The sequence below is a fragment of the Clostridium guangxiense genome (assembly GCF_021043395.1).
In the GTDB taxonomy this organism is placed as follows: domain Bacteria; phylum Bacillota; class Clostridia; order Clostridiales; family Clostridiaceae; genus Clostridium_S; species Clostridium_S guangxiense.
The window spans coordinates 125,044-147,986 of the sequence record NZ_JAJNKE010000002.1; the positions used below are offsets into that span (position 1 = coordinate 125,044).

The 22,943-nt window shown below is 30.6% G+C and carries 15 protein-coding genes; 11 read left to right on the forward strand and 4 right to left on the reverse strand.

Translation table 11 applies throughout. The features are described from left to right. Positions 1–233 precede the first annotated feature (233 nt). The 7 genes from LQK79_RS02465 to LQK79_RS02495 all read left to right on the forward strand — a co-directional run bounded on the left by LQK79_RS02465 (position 234) and on the right by LQK79_RS02495 (position 9,235). A complete protein-coding gene (locus tag LQK79_RS02465; protein ID WP_231015391.1) occupies positions 234–1,145 on the forward strand; it encodes a polysaccharide deacetylase family protein in 912 nt (303 codons plus the stop codon). Between the two features lie 20 nt (positions 1,146–1,165). After that, positions 1,166–1,957: an N-acetylmuramoyl-L-alanine amidase family protein gene (locus LQK79_RS02470; protein WP_053241170.1), complete on the forward strand. Its 792-nt coding sequence runs from the start codon at positions 1,166–1,168 to the stop codon at positions 1,955–1,957. A 466-nt stretch (positions 1,958–2,423) separates the two neighbouring features. Continuing rightward, positions 2,424–3,110 carry an ABC transporter ATP-binding protein gene (locus tag LQK79_RS02475; protein ID WP_053241171.1) on the forward strand — a complete coding sequence of 229 codons (687 nt, stop codon included), beginning with the start codon at positions 2,424–2,426 and terminating at the stop codon, positions 3,108–3,110. Positions 3,111–3,129: 19 nt separating this feature from the next. After that, positions 3,130–5,598: an ABC transporter permease gene (locus tag LQK79_RS02480; RefSeq protein ID WP_231015392.1), complete on the forward strand. Its 2,469-nt coding sequence runs from the start codon at positions 3,130–3,132 to the stop codon at positions 5,596–5,598. Positions 5,599–5,702: 104 nt separating this feature from the next. Then, positions 5,703–6,398: a response regulator transcription factor gene (locus LQK79_RS02485; protein WP_053241172.1), complete on the forward strand. Its 696-nt coding sequence runs from the start codon at positions 5,703–5,705 to the stop codon at positions 6,396–6,398. A gap of 5 nt (positions 6,399–6,403) precedes the next feature. Then, entirely contained in the window at positions 6,404–7,642 is a 1,239-nt protein-coding gene (locus tag LQK79_RS02490; protein WP_231015394.1) for a HAMP domain-containing sensor histidine kinase, read from the forward strand. A 96-nt stretch (positions 7,643–7,738) separates the two neighbouring features. Further along, positions 7,739–9,235 (forward strand): leucyl aminopeptidase, encoded by a 1,497-nt coding sequence (locus LQK79_RS02495; RefSeq protein WP_269144038.1) that lies wholly within the window; start codon positions 7,739–7,741, stop codon positions 9,233–9,235. Between the two features lie 262 nt (positions 9,236–9,497). Here the strand turns inward: LQK79_RS02495 and LQK79_RS02500 are convergent, their stop codons facing one another. Beyond that, the gene (locus LQK79_RS02500; protein WP_231015398.1) at positions 9,498–10,925 is read right to left on the reverse strand and encodes an MFS transporter; all 1,428 of its coding nucleotides are present in this window, start codon (positions 10,923–10,925) and stop codon (positions 9,498–9,500) included. Between the two features lie 118 nt (positions 10,926–11,043). Here LQK79_RS02500 and LQK79_RS02505 point away from each other — a divergent pair, with 118 nt between their 5' ends. Then, on the forward strand, positions 11,044–11,901 hold the full coding sequence (locus LQK79_RS02505) for a LysR family transcriptional regulator (protein ID WP_231015399.1): 858 nt from the start codon (positions 11,044–11,046) through the stop codon (positions 11,899–11,901). 382 nt (positions 11,902–12,283) lie between these two features. Here the strand turns inward: LQK79_RS02505 and LQK79_RS02510 are convergent, their stop codons facing one another. From LQK79_RS02510 to LQK79_RS02520, 3 genes are read right to left on the reverse strand one after another with little or no spacing between them, the layout of a single operon-like run. Beyond that, positions 12,284–13,504, reverse strand: coding sequence for an MFS transporter (locus LQK79_RS02510; RefSeq protein ID WP_231015400.1), 1,221 nt, complete (start codon positions 13,502–13,504; stop codon positions 12,284–12,286). 38 nt (positions 13,505–13,542) lie between these two features. After that, a complete protein-coding gene (locus LQK79_RS02515) occupies positions 13,543–14,049 on the reverse strand; it encodes a GNAT family N-acetyltransferase (protein ID WP_231015402.1) in 507 nt (168 codons plus the stop codon). 42 nt (positions 14,050–14,091) lie between these two features. Beyond that, positions 14,092–14,325 (reverse strand): hypothetical protein, encoded by a 234-nt coding sequence (locus LQK79_RS02520; RefSeq protein ID WP_407928500.1) that lies wholly within the window; start codon positions 14,323–14,325, stop codon positions 14,092–14,094. 240 nt (positions 14,326–14,565) lie between these two features. Between LQK79_RS02520 and LQK79_RS02525 the strand changes: the two genes are divergently transcribed. From LQK79_RS02525 to LQK79_RS02535, 3 genes are all read left to right on the forward strand, one after another. Further along, positions 14,566–17,796: a DEAD/DEAH box helicase gene (locus LQK79_RS02525; RefSeq protein WP_231015404.1), complete on the forward strand. Its 3,231-nt coding sequence runs from the start codon at positions 14,566–14,568 to the stop codon at positions 17,794–17,796. 344 nt (positions 17,797–18,140) lie between these two features. Further along, positions 18,141–19,364, forward strand: a complete 1,224-nt coding sequence (locus LQK79_RS02530; RefSeq protein WP_231015405.1) for an exonuclease SbcCD subunit D — start codon at positions 18,141–18,143, stop codon at positions 19,362–19,364. Beyond that, positions 19,351–22,845, forward strand: a complete 3,495-nt coding sequence (locus tag LQK79_RS02535) for an AAA family ATPase (RefSeq protein WP_231015407.1) — start codon at positions 19,351–19,353, stop codon at positions 22,843–22,845. The genes LQK79_RS02530 and LQK79_RS02535 overlap by 14 nt, the downstream gene beginning before the upstream one ends. Positions 22,846–22,943: the final 98 nt, after the last annotated feature.

Below are 22,943 nucleotides of genomic sequence, written 5' to 3' on the forward strand. Positions count from 1 at the left end.
TAATTTATTACTATGTTTTAAGTTTAAGCCGCATAAGCATTAAGTTTTTCTGATGCGGTTTTTTTTGTGTGTGCAGAAATTAAGGAAGAAGGAGAATCTATGTTAAATAGTTAAATGAGTTTATTGATAGATATAACCTAATATGTTACCTATTGGTAACCATTTAGTAACAATTAAAATATTATTAAGGTATATAATATCAATAGTCGCTATATGCATTTGGAGGGATTAAATTGCTTAAAAAAAATATAATTTTATGTATGGCCTTGACTGCACTCCTGTCTGGCTGCATGGGAGTAAATCAAAATGCAGCAAAAAATAATAAACATACGTCTGTTTCAAGTAATAAGGGGATAAATAAAACTCTTGATAATAAAAGATTAACAGAGCCAAAGAAAGTAACATCTACACCAAAGACATTTACACCATTAGTGATATCTAATACATCATCGCTTAGCACTAAAGCTATATTTTGGTCATGGCTTTATTCAGCAAGGGATAGCGCAGCGTTGCTATCTAAATATAAAGGGTATGGATTTGGAGATACTTCAAAAAAAGTTATTTATCTTACTTTTGATGAAGGATATGAAAATGGATATACTCCCAGCATTTTAGATACTCTAAAGAAAAATGATGTTCATGTTACTTTTTTTGTGACTAAGCCGTTTGTAACTGGCAGTTTTAAAGGAGTTGCAGATGCTGATTTATTAAAAAGGATGATTAAAGAGGGGCATCTAATAGGAAATCATTCTGTACATCATAAATCTATGCCTACATTTACGAATGAGACTACTTTTGATGCTGAAATTACTGGAGTAGAAAAAGCTGTAAACAGTATCCCAGGCTGTAAAATGTCAAAATATTTTAGGCCGCCAGAGGGTACGTTTAGTGAGTTATCACTTTATTATACTCAAAAGCTTGGGTATAAATCTATATTTTTTACTCTTGCACATGAGGACTACAATGCAGATAAACAGCCTGATCCAGAGGCGGCTAAGAAAATGCTTCTAAAAAATACCCGTGGTGGTATGATTTGTTTACTTCATGCAATGTCTAAAACCAATGCCAATATTTTAGATAGCTTAATTAAAGAATGGAAAAATAGGGGATATGTATTTAAAACTTTAGATGATCTTCCAAATTAACAAGATAGGGGAGTTTTTAAATGAATCAAAGGCACAGTATATATAAAATTAAAATTGGAAGTTTGGCTTTTTGCTTATTGATGATTTTTTTATTATCTTTATTAAGTACTAATAATAGAGGGATTAATTTATTTAGCAGTAAAGTCAGAAGCACTAATAAAATTCATAAGGCTATTAAAATAAATAAAAATTCAGTATTAGCTGAGTCATCAAAGTCATTAAAGGTATTAAAGCAAAATTTTGTTGTATGTATTGATCCTGGTCATGGAGCATATGATAATGGAGCTAAGGGTATTAATGGCATATATGAAAAAGACGTAGCTCTTAAAGTTGGACTAAAAGTCGGACAAGCACTGGAAAAGAGCAATATAAAAGTCGTATATACCCGTAAAGATGATAAGACAGTTTTAGGAAAAAGTGAAATACAAGATTTACAAAAAAGAGTACAGATCTCAAGTAATAATAAGGCTGATGTTTTTGTTTCCATTCATTGTAATGACTTTGTTAATCAATCAATTAGGGGAATTGAATTATGGTGTAATTATCCTAATACAAGGGATGAAGAGTTAGCAAAAGATATTGAAAATGAACTTTGTCAGTTAAAATATACTAAGGAACGCAAGGTTAAGTATAAAAGCAATCGTGGAATATACGTGCTTAAAAATAATAAGGCTATATCTACACTGGTAGAGCTTGGGTATTTAAGTAATAAAGATGATTGTAGTTTTTTATCTTCTGATAGTGGACAAGCTAAGTGTGCTGAGGCTATAGCAAAAGCCATTCTAAAATTTAAAAAAGACGTGCGGAAATAATGTGATTTGTACATCTATAGAAAAGAAGCAAAAATAACTTTAAGGTGCTGTCGCACTAAATATAAAAAATTGCGAGCTAATTAAAGTGAAGGTTTTTAACTTCACTTTGCTCGTTAAAAGACTAACTTTTTCATATAAATGAAAAAGTTAGTTTTTTAATGCGCAGAGCCAGTTAAAACCCTTCACTATTATGATTGCTTCGCAATTTTTTTAGTGCGATAGCTCCTTAAAATATATATTTGGAATAGTATTATCTATTTTCCATACCTAAAGAATTGATAATCTTACAATCCAGTAAGTTAACTACTTTTTATTGTAAGCCATAAGTCATGGAGATAAGGGTGCACAGCGTATATAATAAAACCAAGTTATGTTTTAATAAGTGTAAAAATTAATACTTATTTAAAATATATCCTAAAATTAAAGAAAAACAAAACGGCTTTGAAAATATGTGAGGAGAGTAAATATGGAGATTTTAAAAGTAGAAAATTTAAGCAAAACTTATGGAAAAGGAGCAAATAAAGTAGAGGCACTTAAGAATGTTAACTTATCCGTTAATAAAGGAGAATTTTGCTCTATTGTTGGTGCATCAGGTTCAGGAAAAAGTACGCTTTTGCATTTGCTTGGAGGGCTTGATAGACCAACTAATGGTAGAGTCATTATTGATGGTGAAAATATTTATGATTATAAGGAAGAGAGATTGGCGATTTTTAGAAGGAGAAAGATAGGTTTTATATTTCAGTTTTTTAATCTTATACCGGTTTTAGATGTAGAAGAAAATATAGCTCTTCCAGCACTAATGGATAATGATAAGGTAGATAAGGCATATTTAGATGAAATTATTGATGTGCTTGGATTAAAGGAAAGAAAAAATCATTTGCCTTCGGAACTTTCAGGAGGACAACAGCAGAGGGTGTCAATAGGAAGAGCGCTTTTGAATAAGCCGTCTATAATATTTGCAGATGAACCTACAGGAAATTTGGATAGCAAAAATTCAAGAGAAGTGATAGAACTGCTTAAATTTACAGCAAAAAAATACAACCAAACTTTAGTATTAATTACCCATGATGTAAATATAGCAGCTTTATCGGATAGGATTATTACTATTCAAGATGGTGAAATAGTCTCAGACGAGTATTTAAAGAATAATTAGAGGGGAGAGATAGAAAGTAATGATTAGCGGTTATAAGCAGCTTACGGGAAGGTATCTAAAAGCTAATAAAAGGAGAAGTATACTTACTATTATTGGTATAATTTTATCTGTGGCATTGATTTCTTCTATAGGATTTTTTCTAAAAGGGCTACAGAAGGCGGAAATAGAAAGTATGGAAAGTCAGTATGGTTCATGGCATGTAGCATACCAAAAGGTAGATAATAATTTGTTATCTAAGATAAAAGGTAATCCTAAAGTGTCTATGAGTGGACTTTTTGAACAAGGAAAAGAGATAAAGCTTGAAAAAGGAGTTTCAATTGTTCCAGATATAGCAACGGATAGGGCGCTAGAACTTTTACCATATAAATTAAAAAGTGGAACCTTTCCAAACAATGAAAAAGAAATTGCCGTGGAAAAATGGATTTTGAAATATTTAAAAAAAGGTGCTAAGCTTGGAGATACAATAGAATTAAATAATAAAAAGTATAAATTAGTTGGAATTTTACAGGATAATGCTCAAAGCCAGGATGAAAATAAAGGAATAATGCTTTGCAAAAGTAATAATATAGATATAAGTAAAGCAACGTTACTTGTAAGAATAAATTCTAAAGCTAACCTAAAAAAAGCAGTTAATGAATTAAAAAGTTTGGGAACTAAGAAAGCAGTTATAGATAATAGGCATGTTGTTGATTTAGAGGGGGGAGGAGACGATGCAAATACTAAGGCTATGTATAGCGTTGTTGCTGTAATTATTGGAATAGTACTAATTGCAACAATTGCTGTAATATATAATTCATTTCAAATAAGTGTTGTGGAAAGAATAAAGCAATTTGGGCTTTTAAGAGCTGTGGGTATGACACCAAGGCAGCTTAGGGTTATTGTTTTAAGAGAAGCCTCTATTTTAGCTGTAATTTCTATACCAATTGGATTAATATGTGGAATTATAGCTATTAATGGTATTAGTATCGCATTTAAATTAATAGGTGCAGATAATTTTACATTGATGAAAATTTCTATATCTCCATCAGTAATATTAATAAGTGCAGTAATAGGAATTATCTCTGTTTATTTATCAGCCCTGCTTCCAGCATACTTTGCAGGAAGAATTTCACCACTTGTTGCAATAAGTAGTAAAGCATCTATAACGAAAGAAAAAATAAAAAGAAGAAAAAGCACAATATTAAAGACGATTTTTGGTTTCGAAGGCAATTTGGCATCAAAAAATATCAAACGAAATAAGAAAAGGTACAGAATAACAGTATTTTCTATAGTAATAAGTGTGGTTTTATTTGTAACTTTTAAATCTTTTATGGATATGGCTTTGAATTTTAATAGCACCTCAAATGAGTTAAGCAAAATTCATTTTTCTGTTGAGGAAAATGGCAAGAATTCTACAGGAAAGACTATAGATGATGATATTATAAATTCTATTAATGGTTTAAGCGTCGTAAAAAAAGTTTACAAAGTATATGATAAGTCAGTTTTTAAGGAATATGTAGACACTAATAAAGAAATAGATGATGTTAAAGATCTTGGAAAGTTCTATGAGAGAGAAGAGTTAAATGGTAAGGAAAAAACAGTACTTGAGCAGGGAACTGTATCTATATATGATGATAATTCCATGGAAGCAGCTAAAAATTATCTAGAGAAAGGCAGCATTGATGTAAATAATGAAAATGGAGTTATCGTTATAAACAAAAATATTATATTAAATCAAAAAACTAAGAAAAACTATAAAGGAAAAGTTTTAGATATAAAGCCTGGAGATGAAATAGATCTAAAATATATAAACAATGAAAAAGGAATTGGATCAACAAAGAAGGCTAAAGTAACTGCGGTTTTAAATGATGACCCATTTGAACCTGATTTAGCCTGTAAGGGAGTAAAGCTTATAACAACTGAAAAAGTGTTAAAAAACTTAACAGGTGCTAATAGCATTAAACCTGTGGCGCTAAATATTGAATTAAAGGATGTAAAGTCAGAAGAAGAAGCTAAAACTCAAATTCAAAATGTAGTAGCAAGTAATCCAAATTTGCAGGTTATAAACTATATAGACATGAACAGAGAAGTAGGTTCTGCATCGTTAATGGTTAAAATATTGATATATGGCTTTGTAATTGTAGTATCTTTAATAGGAAGTGTAAATATAGTAAACACTTTAACTACAAATATAATTTTAAGGAAAAGAGAATTTGCAGCTTTGAAGGCTATAGGTTTTACACAAAAGGGACTTAAGAAAATGATTGTATTAGAAGGAATCTTATATGGAGTAGTTGGTACTGTATACGGTTCAGTAATATCATGTGGACTTTCGTATCTTATGTATAAAGGTATGAGTGGGATACAGGAATCTCAGTGGAGTATACCTTGGACAGCGATTGGGATAGCGGGTTTGGCAGCAATAATAATAGGGTATCTATCTGTACTTTCACCACTGGCAAGAATAAACAGAGAAAATATAATAGAGACAATAAGAGAAGACAGTTAAATAATAGGGAGTGTTTCATTTAAAAGAATAAATGGGACACTTCTTATGTTATAATCTAAATTAGGAAAAACTGTAGTCTTTACTTTAAATTTGAGGTGGTTAAAATGTTTAAAATACTATTAGTAGAGGATGATGAGGCTTTAGCACTTGGAATAGAATTTACACTTCAAGAAGAAGGATATAAAGTTTTTAGGGCAGGAACCCTTAAAGAAGGAAAAAGTATATTTGAAACTGAAGCGTTAGAATTGATTATTTTAGATGTAAGTTTACCAGATGGAAGTGGATATTCTTTATGTAAATATATAAGAACGAAAAGTGAAGTGCCAATAATGTTTCTTACTGCTCTAGATGAAGAAGTTAATATAGTGCTTGGATTAGAAATTGGTGGAGATGACTACATGACAAAACCCTTTGGAGTGAGGGAATTTTTGTCTAGGATTAAAGTATTAATAAGAAGAAATAATAAAAATCATACTAATAAGAATAAACTCACTAGTGGCGATATTACTGTGGACGTATCTACAGCTGCCGTTAATAAAGGTGAAAATAAAATTACACTTACTGCTCAGGAATATAAACTACTTTTAATATTCATGAATAAGCCCAACACACTTCTTAAAAGAAGCGAAATACTGAAAGAACTTACAGAAGATGAGGAGGTTTTTTTTGACGAAAATACACTTTCTGTTTATATTAAGAGAATTAGAGAAAAAATAGAGAGAAATGACAAAGAACCTAAGTATATAATAACTAAAAGAGGCTTAGGGTACATGTGGAATAAGCCAGTTGCTAAGGAGTAGATGAAATGGGAAAGTATTTTGTAAATCCGGAATTAAAAAAAAGCTCAATTATTCTTCTTTTTATAAACTGTATATTTTTAATTACCACTTTAGCTATAATAAAAATAAATAATGATAATTTAAAAGAGGGATATATAAAGAGTATTGGAGTTATAACTGAAAAAATAAATGAAAAAAATCCTGAATTACTGCAATATATAATTCCATCAGTAACAAAAGAAGCTCAAACCAAAGATGCAGAAAGTGGAATAAAAATTCTTAAGCAATATGGACTTACTAAGGATTTAGAAGATAGGCTTTTTCCTTATGTTAATAAAGCTATTTTAAATAATATATATTGTATTATTATTTTATTTTTTATTATGTCAGCATTGCTTTTTCTTATTAACTATTTTGAGTATGCTTATTTTTATGAAAGAATACGAAAAATTACAAAAGCAGCTAAGAAGGTAATAGAAGGTCAGTATGATATTGCAATAGATGAAGATAAAGAAGGGGATTTTTCAAAACTTGCAAATTCTTTCAACTCTATGAAGGGGGTAATAAGAAATAATATCGATTCGTTAAATAAAGAAAAACAATTTTTAGTTAATTTGTTGTCAGATATATCTCATCAATTAAAAACTCCACTTTCATCAATGATTTTATACAATGATATTTTACTTACCAAGGAACTTTCAAAAGAAAAAAGACAGTTATTTCTGGAAAACAATAAAAAACAGCTGTACAGAATGGATTGGCTTATAAAAAGTATATTAAAGCTTGCAAGGTTAGATGCCAGAGCAATAGAGTTTTCAAAAGAAAGTATAAGCTTAAATGAAACTATTGAAAATTCAATTGATGCGCTTAGAGAAAAAGCAGGTGAAGCAAAGGTTTCTGTGATTTTCAAGAAAACAGATGATATAAATTTTGAGCATGATAGAAGATGGATGGAGGAAGCTTTTATCAATATAATTAAAAATGATATAGAGCATACACCAGGTGGTGGAGAAATAAAAATTGACATAATAGAGAACTCTATTTATGTAAGAATTGAAATAGTTGATACAGGGGAAGGTATAAGTAAAGCTGATTTACCCAATGTATTTAAAAGATTTTATAAGGCGAAAAATTCAAGCAGCAATTCGGTAGGAATAGGGTTATCTCTTTCAAAGTCCATAATTGAAGCACATAATGGTATAATTGAGGTACAAAGTAAGCTTAAAATTGGAAGTAAATTTATTATTACTTTTCTTAAGTACTAGATTATGCTTTAAAGGAATATCAATAAAAATTTATGTTGTTAATGGATTCTAAGGATTATATGATTAACTCAATGGCATTTATGGAAAGATTATTAATTGAAATTTAATTTAAAGAAAGGGGAAAAACGTATGAAATTTGGAGTTAATACAATAAAAATTGGAACAGCGGATGCAGTTATAGTTCCTGTAACATACAAAAATTTTGATAAAGCAAAAGGTTTTGAAAATACAGTTAGGCATTTGTTTGACACTGAAAGATTCAAAGCAGAGTTTAACGAAATATTTACTTTGTCTTGTTTAAAAGATGATAATTACCAAAACTTAGTGTTTATTGGACTTGGTAAGGAAAAAGAGGTAACAAGTGAAAAAATAAGAGTTGCCTTTTCAACAGTAATTAAGAAATGCAGAAAACTTAAAGTAGAAAAAGTATATGTAAACTCTATATATGTTGAAGGATTAGGCTTTAATGAGTTAGTAAATGCTATGATAGAAGGCATTGGTTTTGGAGACTATAAATTCAATAAATATAAAAGTGATAAAAAAGAGCAAAAGGATATAGAAATATGCATAGGAAATGTGCCTTCTTCAGAAAAGGGAAAAGAGGTTAAAGAGTACATTGCAGAAGCTGCCACTTTAATTGAAACGACTTTATTTGCTAGGGATCTTGTAAATGAACCAGCTAATATTATGACACCGAAGGCTCTTGCAGAAGCAGCTAGTGATGCAGGTAGAAAGTGTGGTTTTGAAGTAGAGGTATTTGATAAAGCTCAAATTGAAGAACTTAATATGAAGGCATTTTTGTCTGTAACTGCTGGCTCAGAAAATTCTCCAAAACTTATAGTAATGAGGTATTTTGGCGACAAAGATAGCAAAGAAATATTGGGTTTTGTAGGAAAGGGGCTTACTTATGATTCTGGTGGATATTCCATAAAAACTAATAGTGGAATGGTAACAATGAAATCAGATATGGGTGGCGGAGCAGCAGTTATAGGAGCAATAAGCGCAGTAGCTAAAAGAAAGCTTAAAGTAAATGTTATAGCAGTAGTTGCAGCTTGTGAAAATCTTATTTCTGGAGGAGCGTATAAACCAGGAGATATTATTAGTTCTATGGCTGAAAAAAGCATTGAGGTTTTAAGTACAGATGCAGAAGGAAGACTTACTCTTGCTGATGCTGTCTATTATGCAGTTTCAAGGGAAAATGTTACTAAGATTATTGATATAGCAACGCTTACGGGAGCAGCCTTAACTGCATTGGGTATAACTACTACAGCTGTTGTAACTAATGATAAGGATTTTTATAATGAACTTGAAAATGCTTCTTATAAGTCTGGAGAAAAAGTATGGATGCTTCCAGCTTTTGATGAATACAAAGAGCTTATAAAATCTGATATAGCTGACCTTAAAAATGTTGGAGGCAAATTTGCAGGAACAATAACAGCAGGACTATTTATAGGCGAATTTGTAAAGAAAAAACCATGGCTTCATCTAGATATAGCAGGAACAGCATGGAGAGACAATAAAGAAGGCTATTTTTCAAAAGGTGGAACAGGTGTAGGAGTTAGAACGCTTTATTATTTAGCTAAAAATGAATAAATAATTTGTGAGCTATAGAACTAATCTATAGCTCCTTTTTTATGAGAATTTTAAGTTCAAATGCAGATAGGCTTTGGCTTTTGTTTAAAAAGGTAATTTATATAACTTGTTAAAAAATACCATAATATATAAAGTTATATTATTATATATTTTCATACAGAAAATTTCATGAAAGTATATAGTAATTTTATTATTTGAGATTTGGGTTCTTCTTTATTAACTTCATCTAAAATTAGTTAAGAATTTTCTTCAATTATTTCTTTTAAGCCTTATTATCTATGCACATTTCATTTATACGTGAATGAGGAAGTAGAAATACAATAATAATTGCTACTATTAAAATTAAAATTCCAAAATAATAGGTATCTCTTTGTGCAAGTAGATAAATTTCTTTATGATTCAAATTTGTAGATTTGTTGTAGAATAGTTGTCGGCATGTTAAAATCACAGTACTGCAAGCAACTCCTAAAACTTGTCCTAGATTACGCATAGTTGCTAACATTCCAGAAGCAATACCTGCATTTTTTCTAGGAGCTGAATTTAAAATAGCAGTATTTATAGATGAAACACTAAGACCATTCCCTATTCCCATAAGGAGCAATGTGAAAATCACCATAATATAACTAGATGATTGCTTTAATGAACTCATAATAACACAACTAACGCATATAAAAACCAAACCAATACCTGCGGGTAATCGTGTACCACGTTTATCAGTAAGACTTCCTCCCAAAGGGGACATAACCATCATCATAATTGGAGATGCTAGCATTATCATTCCAGATTGATCTGATGGTAACTTTAGTATATCTATTAAATAAAATGGTACTAAATAAGTAATCAACTGCTGCACCATATATGAAAGCATACAAACTACATTTGCCATGGAGAATATTTTATTTTTAAATAGGCTTAAATAAATTAAAGGTGACTCTACACGTTTTTCATGAATTATAAGTAAATTTAAGGTTAAGATACTAAAAATCATACAACCTAAAAAATAAATTGACATCAATCCCCAACTGCTACTAAAATTAAATCCAATTGAAAAGATGCCTACTGATGTTGCAAATAAAATTGCACCGAGCCAGTCCATATTTTTTCTTTTAGAATTTTCATTTCTATCATCGTCCATAACAACACATGTTAAAATAAAACCTAAAATGCAGAATGGTACATTAAAATAAAAAATTGAATGCCATGAAAAATGAGTCAATAAAAATCCACCAATAGTAGGACCTGCCGCTAATCCTATAGAAATAAATACAGAATTAATTCCAAGAGCCTTACCACGATCAGTTGAATCAAAAGTTCGACTGATAATCGCTTGAGTAATAGAAATCATAATGCTATAGCCGATTCCCTGAAAACATCTAAAAAATATTAACAAGCTTAAATTTACTGATAATATGGGAGTTATTATACATATTGTACCAAAAAAGAAAAAGCCAATTTTAAATTGTTTTTTATATCCATAGAGCTCTGCGGTTCTTCCAAAAATCAATAAAGTGCAACAGGGGATTAGAGAATATACTAAAGATAACCAACTAATACTATTTTGATTTGTACCAAATTCTTTTGCTAGTATTGGAAGAGCAAGATTCAAACTATTTATAGAGAATGATACAACCAAATTTGCCATACTAGTTACAGCAAAAATAAACCATTTGTTTTTGTGTAATCTTTTCAATAAATGCATCTCCTTTTTAATACTTCATTGATTTATTATAGTATACATGCTATTATTTGTTAAATAGATGTTATTGAGGATATTAATTCGATTTTCGAATTGTAAAAGGAGGCTTAAAATGGATACACAAAATTTACGTACTTTCATTCTTCTTTCAAAATTTAAGAATTTTACTATTACTGCTGAAAAACTATTTGTAGCACAATCAACTGTTACAAATCGTATTTCCGAATTGGAAAGAGAGGTTGGTAAAAAATTATTTATTCGAGATAAAAAACATATTCATCTTACTGAAGAGGGTACTTTATTCGAAAGTTATGCAAAGAGAATTTTAGAATTGGAGGAAAGTGCCATACAAAAAATAAATGAAACAAATTTTTATAAAAATATAATTAGAATAGGAAGTGCTAATACTATTTATGAATGTCATTTATATCCTATTATTCAATCCTTTTTGATTTCGAATAAGGATACTTCAATTAAAATAGTACTGAATCATTCCCAGGATTTGCTTCAAATGTTAGAAGATCAAATGCTTGATATAGTTTTTTCATATGCATCCTACGATAAGTATGGGTATCAATGTATAAATTTTGCCGTAGATGAGTTGATTTTGGTTACTAGCCCTGAAAATATTGAGTTTACAAATGGCATATATAAAAAAGATTTGTTGAAAATAAATTACCTAATGTCTGACCTCGCCTTACAAGAAACAGGACACTTCATACGATCGTTGTTCCCTCCTTATTATCAATTTAAATTTGAGATTGATAATAGCACAAAGCTATTACAATATTTACTTAACGGTATCGGTTATAGTTTTCTGCCTAAAAGTATTGTAAAAATGTATATAGAAAATCATTCTTTAATTTCAGTTCCCTTAATAGATTTTAATACACCGCTGATTAACAATTATTTAATTTATAGGATTAATGATAATGTAGCAGAAAAGTTTTTGTCAATGTATTTGCCTTAACGTGTATATCTCTACTTTGAATTTTAGTGAAGCAATTCTTTTTGCGTTATAATAGTATATTACAAATACCTATTATCGAGGAGAAATATAATGAAGGTAAATAGTATAATTACTGCAGCAAACACCTTGCTGCCACTTTTTATAAGTTTTTAGATGAGCTTGCTCGGCAGTCTGAATTTAGGAAGAAATCCTTACATAAGGTACCAAATTTAGTGGCAAAGGATAAGAAGCTTATGGATTTCATTTCGATAAATCGGGAAAAGATGTGGTGCATATCAATTTAAATTTTTTACCATTAAGTTGATGAACAATATACAAAAAATTAGTCTTAACTGCAAATGCGGATCATACTCATGCCATCGCCAATATATTGAAATTTGCATTACTGTTTATGGAAATCCTTTATCATGAAAGAAAGTATCGCTGCAATAGTACAAAATATCACATCTACCAGCCATATTAAAGTATAACTTTTTGTAGCTAAAATACTAATACCTCCAAACCATGAACTGAAAAAACTTCCTATCTGATGAACAAAAAAGGAAAAACCTAATAAAGTTGATAAACGTACGGAACCAAATTCTTTATTAACAATTCCTGCGGTAGGTGGTACAGTAGAGTTTCCTGTCATACCCATAACAATTATAAATACACATACCGTTAATATTGTTTTAGGTGCAATCAAGAAAAGTACAACTGCTATGGCACGAAGTCCATACAAAGCAGAAAGCACATTTTTCATCTGCAACTTACTACAAAGTACTCCGCTCAATAATGCTCCTACCATAGTAGCAATACCATAGATTGAAAAGGCATATGCAGCAGTGCTTTTGGAAATGCCACATGAAACAATTTGAGAGTATAAATGTGTTTCTATGATAGTCATGTTAAAACCACATGTAAAGAAAGCAATTGTCACTAACAAATATGTACGACTGTGAAAAGCTTCTTTAAAAACTACCAAAACAGAAACTTTTTCCTCTAACTTTTTTTCTTGATGTCTTAATGGCTTATTTTTATCATAAAATATCCAGATGGAAATTGGCAAAAGTATAAGTGCTGGTACGCTTAAAAATATCATTGTTCCCATTAAACCTGATACTATAAGTAGACTTTGAATCAATGGCGAAAAAATAGTACTGCCAATGCCACTGCTTGCTGTAACTATCCCCGAAACCGTAGGTGCAATTTTATCTGTAAGCTTTGGAGTAATAGCTCCCATAATAATTCCAAAGGAAAGTGCTCCAGAACCTGATGGAAGCAGGATACCTAGAAAAAGTATTAACATCCATATGGACTTAGCGAATGGAACTCCCAACAATCCAATTACTATTAAAATAATGCCACATCTGATTACAAAGGCACTTGATTTCTTTATTGATATAATTCCAAAAACTGGGGACATTATGCCATACATCAATTGTGCGATTGCTAAAACAAAACTAACTGTGGAATAAGAAACACCACTATTTTCAATAATGGCATTAATCATGATACCATAGTTACTTCTAATTCCACTGTTGACAGCAAAAAGACCACAAGCTGCTATTGTAATTATTACTACTGGAAAAATTCTTTTCTTTTGTTTAAGTATTACGCCCATATGTTCTGTTTTCCTCCTTAAAATACTTGCTTATTGAACTACATTCTATCTTTATTTAATACTTTTTCATAGCAGTAGAATGACTTTTCCTTTCCTAAAAAGCTCATTTCTCCAACTAAGTTATAACTACACTTTTTAAATAATGCGTTCATCTTTGTATTTATTGAATAGGTATCTGTTTTTAAATATCTTATATTGTTTTGTAAAGCTAATTTATCAGCAAATTTCATTAATTCAGTACCAATTCCACTTCTTCTATAGTTCGGGTTTACCGCCATTCTATGGATAACCATACAAACCTCATTTAATGACCAGTTTAATCCAGTATATTCAACTGGTTCTACTTTATTAATGCATACGAAAGCAACCAACTTTCCCTCTCTCTCGGCTACATATAAATCACCTTTTTGGATATCATTAATAAAATCTTTTTCCCGAGGGTAATTTTCATCCCACTGAGTATTGTTGTAGTTTTGCATTTCTGTAATAGTTTCCTTTATAATTTGCATAATTTCTTTTATATCTTCCATAACTGCTTTTCTCATTCTAAAATCCTCCTAAGAATTTTTTATTTCTTTCCAATCATTTCATGATTCAATAATTTTCTGTATAGCCTTAGTCGTTGTAGTCTTGTCTACTTTTAGAAGCTTTGATAAACCAATTTGATTAACTCCTTGATTTTCACATATTCTTGTTAAAAATGTAAATTGACCTTTTTGTAAGTTTATTCCTTTAAATTTTATGTCACTTATAGAATGAATACATCGTGAAAGAGTTCCTATTTTCCTTAATATATGGTATCTAGAGTTTTGATAAGTCACCACTTCCTATAAATATAGTTGAAATTTCAACTATATTTATAATAGCATACAATAGTTGAAATTTCAACTATATTTTTCAATGATAGAGGTAAATAATTCGTAGATTCTTTTTTACCATCATATTTTATGCTAAGTTAAATGGATTATCTTGATTTATATTCAATACTATGGATTTTAGTGAAGCAATTCATTTTGTGATATAATAATGTATTACAAATACCTATTATCAAGGAGAATACAATGAACAAAAATGAACTGCTCCAGATGTTTAACACCCAAACTAGTGGAAAGAATGGTACTAAGGGAATTAGAGTTTTAAATAACGATTTAGTTTCAGCCTGTGATATTCATGATGAAGATGATTTGATATATGTAAGTGGAAAGGTTATATCGGAAAGCCTTTTTAATGAATATGACACTGAAATAGAAATAGATGCTTTGAACAAGAAAATAGTGTCAACCTACTGCACTTGTATGGATTATGAGAATAATGAAGGTAAAAAGGATAATTACTGCTGTAAACACCTTGCTGCCACTTTTTATAAGTCCCTAGATGAACTTGTTCGGCAGCCTGCATTTAAAAAGAAATCCTTAACTAAAACCCAAAATTTAGAAGATGCCCTTAGTATACTTTTGGGGGATGAAGAAGGAAAAGAAGACTTAAAAATAGAGGTTTATATAAATAGAAATGAATGGAATAGTCAGCTTTCTTTTGAACTAAAAATAGGGCTTCACTCAATGAATTCTGGCGCTTTGTATGTATTAAAGGATATAAATAGTTTTTTTGCAGCTATTTATCACAATGTACCAATAACCTATGGTAAAAATCTTACATTAAATTTGAAGAAGCAAAAGTTAGAGGCAAAGGATAAGAAGCTTATAGATTTCATTCAAATGCTTGTAAACATTGATGGGAGTTCTGGTTACAAAAGCAGAAATAAAAAGCTTGCTGTTGATGGAAAATACGTACATATACCAGATTATCTTGTAAGAGAATTTTTTGAAACTATAAAGGAACATAGAGTTTATTTAAATGAAGGTTTTAAATTTAGAACCATTGAAGCTGAGATAGTAGAAGGTAATCCGGATTTGCCTTTTCAAATAAATAATAAAAATGATGAGTATATTTTAGAAGTGCCAGGAGGAATGCCTCTGACTTTAAATTCAAAAGGCACGGCATTTTTATATGGACTTACCATATATATTCCAAGTTATGAATACTGTGAAAAATTAGAGCCATATTTTCGTGTATTTAATAAGGCTAACTCTATAATGCTTCCAGCAGCAAGAGAAGATACAGTGCTCAGAAAGCTTATCCCAAAGTTGAATTTATTATCTCAGAATATAAAATTATCTAAGGCTGTAAGAGATAAAGTAGTCATGGCGAAAAGTGAATTTAAATTTTATTTTGATAAATCGGGGAAAGATGTGGTGCTTACTACAAAGGTTAAATATGGAGAATTTGAATTTAACATATTTGAAGATTGCACAGAAAAAGTTATATATAGGGATTCTAAAAAAGAAACTGAAGTGTTAGAAACCGTAAGGACGCTTGGTTTTGAAAGAGAAAAGAATAAATTCCATCTTAAATGGGGCGATGATTACATTTTTAGATTTTTTAAAACTGAAATAGATAGGCTCCAAAGGCTGGGAGAGGTGTTTTATTCTGAAAATTTCAAGGGAATAAAAAATATCAATTCTAAAAACATAGTTGGAGATATAAGAACTGGAAAGTACAATTATTTTGAAATGGATTTTAAAATAGATGATGTACCTCCAGCAGAAACAACAGCAATACTTAGAGCTTTTAGGGATAAAATTAAATATTACAGACTTAAAAGTGGAGAATTTCTGGATTTAGAGCAGCTTGAACTTAAAAAATTCCTAAAGCTTCTAGATGCGGTTTCACCAAAAGAAGTAAAGGATAATCACATAGAAATATCTAAAAGCAGGGGAATATATCTTGATGAGTATCTTGAAGAAAATAAAATTAGATACATTAAAGGTAAAGGTGAACTTAAAAAAATAAGAGATAAGCTAAAAAATATAGATGAATTGACTTTTAAAGTTCCTAAAAATTTAAAGGGCAGCTTAAGAAAATATCAAGAGGTTGGTTTTAACTGGTTTAAAACTCTTGATTATCTTGGTTTTGGAGGAATACTGGGAGACGAAATGGGACTTGGAAAAACCTTTCAAACCATTGCATTTTTGCTATCTAATTTAGGAAAAAAGTCTTTAATCGTAGTTCCAACCTCCCTTGTATACAACTGGAAGCAGGAATTTGAGACCTTTGCTCCTGACATGAAGGTTGCAGCGGTAAATGGGAGCAAAGGGGAAAGAGAAGAGATACTCAAAAATATAAAAAAGTATGATGCAGTTATAACCACCTACAATCTTTTAAAACGTGACCTAAATTTATACAGCAGCATTGAATTTGATTACTGCATAATTGATGAGGCACAGTATATAAAAAATTCACACTCTCAAAATGCATTGACAGTTAAAAAAATAAAATCTAAAAATAGATTTGCATTGTCTGGAACACCAATAGAAAATTCTGTTATGGAGCTTTGGTCTATATTTGATTTTTTAATGCCAGGATATTTATACGATGAAAAAAGATTCAGCGTTAGATACTACAAAAAACTCAAAGAAGAACCAGAGGTTATCGAGGATTTAAATAGACTTATAAAGCCATTTATTTTGAGGAGAAAGAAAAAGGATGTTGTAAAAGAACTTCCAGATAAAATAGAAAAAATAATGACAGTTGATATGGAGGAAAAGCAAAAGAAGGTTTATTCCACATATGCAAAGCATGCAGTTAATTTAATTCAAAAGAAAGTTAAGGAAGAAGAATTTAAAAACAGCAAAATAGAGATACTTGCTTACATAACAAAGCTTAGAGAAATTTGCCTTGATCCATCGGTTGTTATGGAAAATTACACAGGAACAAGTGCTAAAATTGAAGCACTCACAGAGCTTCTACTTCACAGCATAGATGAGGGGCACAGAGTTCTTGTATTTTCGCAGTTTACCTCTGTCCTTAAAAATATAGCTAAAAGAATAAAAGTAGAAAATTTAGATTACAGTTATCTCGATGGAAGTGTACCATCCGAGAAGAGAATGGAAATGGTTGAAGCCTTTAATTCTGGGCAAAATTCTGTTTTCCTTATAAGCTTAAAAGCAGGGGGAACTGGACTTAATTTAACCTCTGCCGACGTAGTTGTGCATTTTGATCCTTGGTGGAATCCAGCAGTTGAGGATCAAGCAACAGATAGGGCACATAGAATAGGACAAAAGAATGTAGTTGAAGTTATAAAATTAATTGCAAAAGGCACTATTGAAGAGAAAATTGTAATTTTGCAAAAGGAAAAGAAAAAGCTTGCGGAAAGTCTTTTAAGTGATGATCTTTCTAAAGGTGAGAATCTTTCAAGTTTAAATGAAGAAGAAATTTTAAAGTTGTTTAAATAAAGAGAGCAGTAATAATAATTTGATATGTTTAAGCCAATGCACAATTCACAGTTCACACTGCACAGTGAAGGTTGATTTATCTTCCTTACGTCAGATAAATCTAAAATTATATAAAAACATAAAGACTATGTTCAGCTGACTGAACGAGTCAATAGGACTTTATTTTAAACTGGCGTCAGCAATAAGTTTTAGATTTTCTGTAGCAAAGTGGAAGAAAATCATCCTTCATTGTACTCTGTGCTCTGTACTTTGTACTCTTAGTATTTTTTTGTTACTTGTAAAAACTAAAAAATAGCTAATATAAAAATTGCAAGCATTATTATATAGAAAGTGAGCTGATTTAATTGAGAATACTCCACACTTCTGACTGGCACCTTGGTAAAAATTTAGAAGGCTGCAGTCGTATGGATGAGCAGGAAGCTTTTCTTAAGGATTTCGTTGAAATTGTGCAGGAAAATAATATAGATATAGTGGTTATTGCAGGAGATATTTATGATAATTCAAACCCTCCAGCAAGGGCGGAAAGAATGTTTTACGATACACTAAAGAAAATATCGGCAAATGGTGAGAGAACAACTCTTGTTATAGCTGGAAATCATGACAATCCAGAGAGGCTTGTTGCGGCAGGACCTCTTGCAAGAGATCATGGGATTATAATGGTTGGCACACCAAAATCTATAGTCCAGGTTGGTGAGTATGGAAACTCAGAGGTTTTAGAATCGGGAGAAGGATTTATTGAATTACAAATAAAAGATGAAAAGGCTGTAATTTTAACAGTTCCATATCCAAGTGAAAAGAGATTAAATGAAGTATTGTACGGAGAAATGGATGAGGAAGAGGAAAAAGCTAAAACCTATGGTGAAAGGATAAAGGCATTATTTGATAAGCTTGGTTCCAGATTTAGAGATGACACTATAAATCTTGTTGTGTCACATCTATTTACAATGGGCAGTGAAGAAGCTGGTTCAGAGAGAAACGTTCAGCTTGGCGGAAGCTTTATTGTAGATGGAGGATGTTTTCCAGAAAAGGCTCAGTATATTGCACTTGGACATGTACATAAACCTCAATTAGTGCCAGGAACAAATAAAAAAGCTAGATATTCTGGTTCACCACTTCAATATAATAAGAAGGAAATCAATTTTAAAAAGAAATGTTTTATTGTAGATGTAAAAGCTCATGAAGAATGCAAAATTGAAGAAGTTGAATTTAAAGTTTATAAGCCAATAGAGGTTTGGAAGTGCGAAAGTATAGAGGCGGCTATTGAAAGGTGTGAAGAAAATAAGGATAAGGACTGCTGGGTATATCTTGAGATAACAACGGATAGGTACATAAGAGAAGATGAAATAAAGAAAATGAAAAGCACTAAAAAAGACATACTTGAAATTATGCCTAAAATAGTTGGAAAAGACGATGAAAAGTTTGATGTAAATAGCTTTTCGGAAAAATCCTTTGAAGAAATATTTAAAGAATTTTATTTGAAAGAAAGAAAAGTTGAGCCGCAGGAAGAGGTAGTGGATTTGCTAATGTCTATTGTAGATGAGAAGGAGGGGGACAATGAAGCCAATTAAGCTTAAAATAAAAGGATTAAACAGTTTTATAGAAACTCAAGAAATTGATTTTGAAAAGCTTACAGAGAAAGGTCTTTTTGGCATATTTGGACCTACTGGAAGCGGAAAATCATCAATTTTGGATGGAATTACTCTTGCACTTTATGGTGAGGTGGCGAGAAAAAGCTCAAATTACATGAACACTAATTGCAGCAGCTTAAACGTAAGCTATGAATTTCGAATATCAGGCAGTGAAGTGAAGAGGTATGTAGTAGATAGAGAATTTAGAAGAGATAACAGAACAGGAAGCGTAAGAAGCAAGTCTGCGAAAATAGTTGATATAACGGATGGAGCTGAAAACATACTTGAAGAAGGTGCAAAGCTTGTAACTGAAAAGTGCGAAGAAATAATAGGACTTAAACTAGAGGATTTTACAAGAACTGTAGTGCTTCCACAGGGAAAATTCAGCGAGTTTTTAAAGCTAGAGGGAAAAGACAGAAGAAACATGCTTGAAAGGCTATTTAATCTTCAAAAATATGGCGATGAGCTTTCGTATAAATTGATGTCGAAAATTAAAGCAGAAAGACAAAAATCAAATGTACTTGAAGGTCAGTTTAAAGGCTATGAAGATATAAGCGAAGAAAAACTTGAGGAGATCAATAAAAAACTTTCTGAAAGTAAGGAAAACTGTGAAATCTATAAAAAGGAACTTAAAACTGCGGAAGAAAAGTTTAATGAGGCTAGGGAATTGTGGCAGCTTCAACATGAATTTAAGGCTAATACTTTAAAGCAGGAAGAACTTAAAAAGAAAGAACCTGAAATTAAGGAAAAGCAAATTAAAGTCATTAAGGGTGAAAGTGCACTTAAAGTTAAGCCTTATATTGACAGCTATGAAAAGACTATTCAGGATATAAAAAATTCAAACAATAAAATTGAAAGCTTAAAAAATAAAATAGTAATTATAAAAGAAAACAAGCAAAAGATAAGTGAAAGTTTTAATTACATAAGTGAAAAGAAAGATAGAGAACTACCAGAATTAAGTGTGAAAAAGCAGAAAGTTATTGATGCTATAGCTGAAAAAAGCATATTAGATAGATTATTAAATGAGAAAATTGCCTTGGAAAAGGAAGCTAATAATCTTGAAAATTCAGCACAAAAGACAGAAAAAGATATTGATGACAATAAAGCTGCTATGGATAAAACAGCTAGTACTATCGGCAGAGGAGAAAAAAAGTTAGAGGAATTAAAGATTTCAGAGGACTACAAGAAAAAGGTTAATGAAGGTATAGTTATTTTAAATGATTATAAAAATGGCTTTAAGAGAAAAAGTAGTTTAGTTAAAGATATTGAAACTGCTAAGCTTACTATAGAAAATTCAAATAAGAAATCTGAAATTTTATCTAAAAGCATTAAGGAAAAGGATGAAACTTTAAATACTATAAAAACTAAGTTAGAAAAGATAAATGCAAATTGCCCGGGAAATCAAGATACGCTTTTAAATCTTCAAATAAAGCTGGCAGAGGTAAAAGATAAGTGGAACAAACATGAAGAGTACAGCAAAAGCTTAAATAAGTCTGCTGAAAATATAGGCTCTTTTAAAGAAAAGCTAAGTAAATCGAAATTGCAAAAGGAACTTATAGAAAATAATATAAAAGAATTTGAAGAAGCTATTCATAAAATAGAAACTGAGAATTTAGCACAAACTTTAAGAAAAAATTTGATCGATGGTGAACCTTGTCCTGTATGTGGAGCTGTTCATCATATTACAGAAAACATAAAAATTGTGGATTTAGGCAAGCTTGAAGAATTTAAGAATAACTTAGAAAATAGTAAATCACAATATGAAAGCTTAAATTCTGAAATTATAAAGCTTGAGGCTAATATTAAAATAGAAGAAGAAAATTCACAGGGTTATAAAGAAAGAATTAATTTGCTTGGAGAAGAATTTAAAGCTTATTCTGTATCTGAAATTGAAGGCGAATTTAAAAAGTTAAAAGATGAATTAGAAAAATTCAATGCAGAAAAAGCAGAACTTGAAGGCAAATTAAATTTATTAAATAAAGAAAAGAACTCACTTGAAATTGAGTACAGCAGAGAAGTTACTATTAAAAGTGAAAATGATGCTCAGTTAGAAAAATTAAATGGTGAGCTTGAAACAGTAAGTAAAGAGGTAGAAGAAACTCAAACCAAACTTCAATTTTTAAAGGATGAGCTTAATATTGATGATTTCAATGAAAAAAATAAAGAAATTCTTGAGAAAGAAAAAGAAAGAGCTAAAGTTGAAGAAATCTTAAAAAAACTTAGGAATAATCTTAATTTGATGCAGGAAAAAAAGGAAAGCTTGAATAATAATCTAGGAAAGCTAAAAGAAAAACTAAGTGAAAATAAAACTGCTGTTTTGGAAAGAAATAAAAATATAGAAGAAAAACAGGCAAGTATAATAAGCAAGGTTGGAAATGAAACGAACTTAGAAGGACTTCAAATACAAATAGATGAGGCAATAAAATTAATAACTGAAAATTATAGAGCCGTGGAAAAGCAGAAAAATGAGATAGAGGAACAGTATAATGAATGTAATAATGATATAGTATCTGTTCAAAGCAATCTTACAAATTTAACAAGTAGAAGTTTAAATGACAAAGAAAATCTTAATAAAGTACTTGAAGAAGAAAAGTTTGAAGATGTACTTGAGGTTAAAAACAGTATCATGAGGAAAATTGAAATTGAAAAGCTAAAGCTTGAAATTGAAGAATACAAAAATGTAGTTTTAAAGCTATCTGGTGCTTTGGAAAATCTCAAAAACAAGATAAGTGGAAGAAATTTAACAGAGGAAACCTGGCTTGAAATACAAAATGCAAGGCTTGAAAAAGAAAGTAAATTAAAAGAGTTTGAAGCTGCTGCGGTAAAATTTCAAGAGGAAGTTAAAAGGATAAATGAAAAGCTTACAGAATTAAAGGAGCTTGTTAAGCAAAGACAGGAGCTTGATCACAAATTAAGCCTTTTGGATGATCTTGAAAAGTTATTTAAGGGAAAGAAATTTGTTGAGTTTGTGGCTGCAAATCAGCTTAAATATATATCCATAGAGGCAAGCAAAAGACTTGAGGAAATTACCTGTGGCAACTATGGATTAGAAGTTGATGACAACGGAAAATTCATAATAAGGGATTATAAAAATGGCGGAGCAGAGAGAGATGCTTCTACATTATCTGGAGGCGAGACTTTTGTAACCTCACTAGCTTTAGCACTAGCACTGTCCGCACAAATACAGCTTAAAGGAACTGCACCACTAGAACTATTTTTCCTTGACGAAGGTTTTGGAACTCTTGATGATAACTTACTTGAAGTTGTAATGGATTCTTTGGAGAAAATTCATAATGACAAGTTATCTATAGGATTGATAAGCCATCTTGAAACAATAAAGGAGAGAATGCCAGTAAAGCTTATTGTAAGCCCAGCTGAAGCTGGTATGGGAGGAAGTAAAGTTAGGATAGAGACGAATTAAATTTGCATTGAGGTTTGAATTAAAATATAATCTACTTAACACAAATGGTAAGTTACTTGAAACTTTTCTAAGTTTACTTGAAACGGGGAAAGGAGGAT

Excerpts from the sequence above, each read along its gene's own strand:
- LQK79_RS02475 (WP_053241171.1), top strand. The coding sequence starts at position 2,424 with ATGGAGATTTTAAAAGTAGAAAATTTAAGCAAAACTTATGGAAAAGGA.
- LQK79_RS02485 (WP_053241172.1), top strand. The coding sequence starts at position 5,703 with ATGTTTAAAATACTATTAGTAGAGGATGATGAGGCTTTAGCACTTGGA.
- LQK79_RS02515 (WP_231015402.1), bottom strand. The coding sequence starts at position 14,049 with ATGAGAAAAGCAGTTATGGAAGATATAAAAGAAATTATGCAAATTATA.
- LQK79_RS02510 (WP_231015400.1), bottom strand. The coding sequence starts at position 13,504 with ATGGGCGTAATACTTAAACAAAAGAAAAGAATTTTTCCAGTAGTAATA.
- LQK79_RS02470 (WP_053241170.1), top strand. The coding sequence starts at position 1,166 with ATGAATCAAAGGCACAGTATATATAAAATTAAAATTGGAAGTTTGGCT.
- LQK79_RS02490 (WP_231015394.1), top strand. The coding sequence starts at position 6,404 with ATGGGAAAGTATTTTGTAAATCCGGAATTAAAAAAAAGCTCAATTATT.
- LQK79_RS02505 (WP_231015399.1), top strand. The coding sequence starts at position 11,044 with ATGGATACACAAAATTTACGTACTTTCATTCTTCTTTCAAAATTTAAG.
- LQK79_RS02480 (WP_231015392.1), top strand. The coding sequence starts at position 3,130 with ATGATTAGCGGTTATAAGCAGCTTACGGGAAGGTATCTAAAAGCTAAT.
- LQK79_RS02525 (WP_231015404.1), top strand. The coding sequence starts at position 14,566 with ATGAACAAAAATGAACTGCTCCAGATGTTTAACACCCAAACTAGTGGA.
- LQK79_RS02535 (WP_231015407.1), top strand. The coding sequence starts at position 19,351 with ATGAAGCCAATTAAGCTTAAAATAAAAGGATTAAACAGTTTTATAGAA.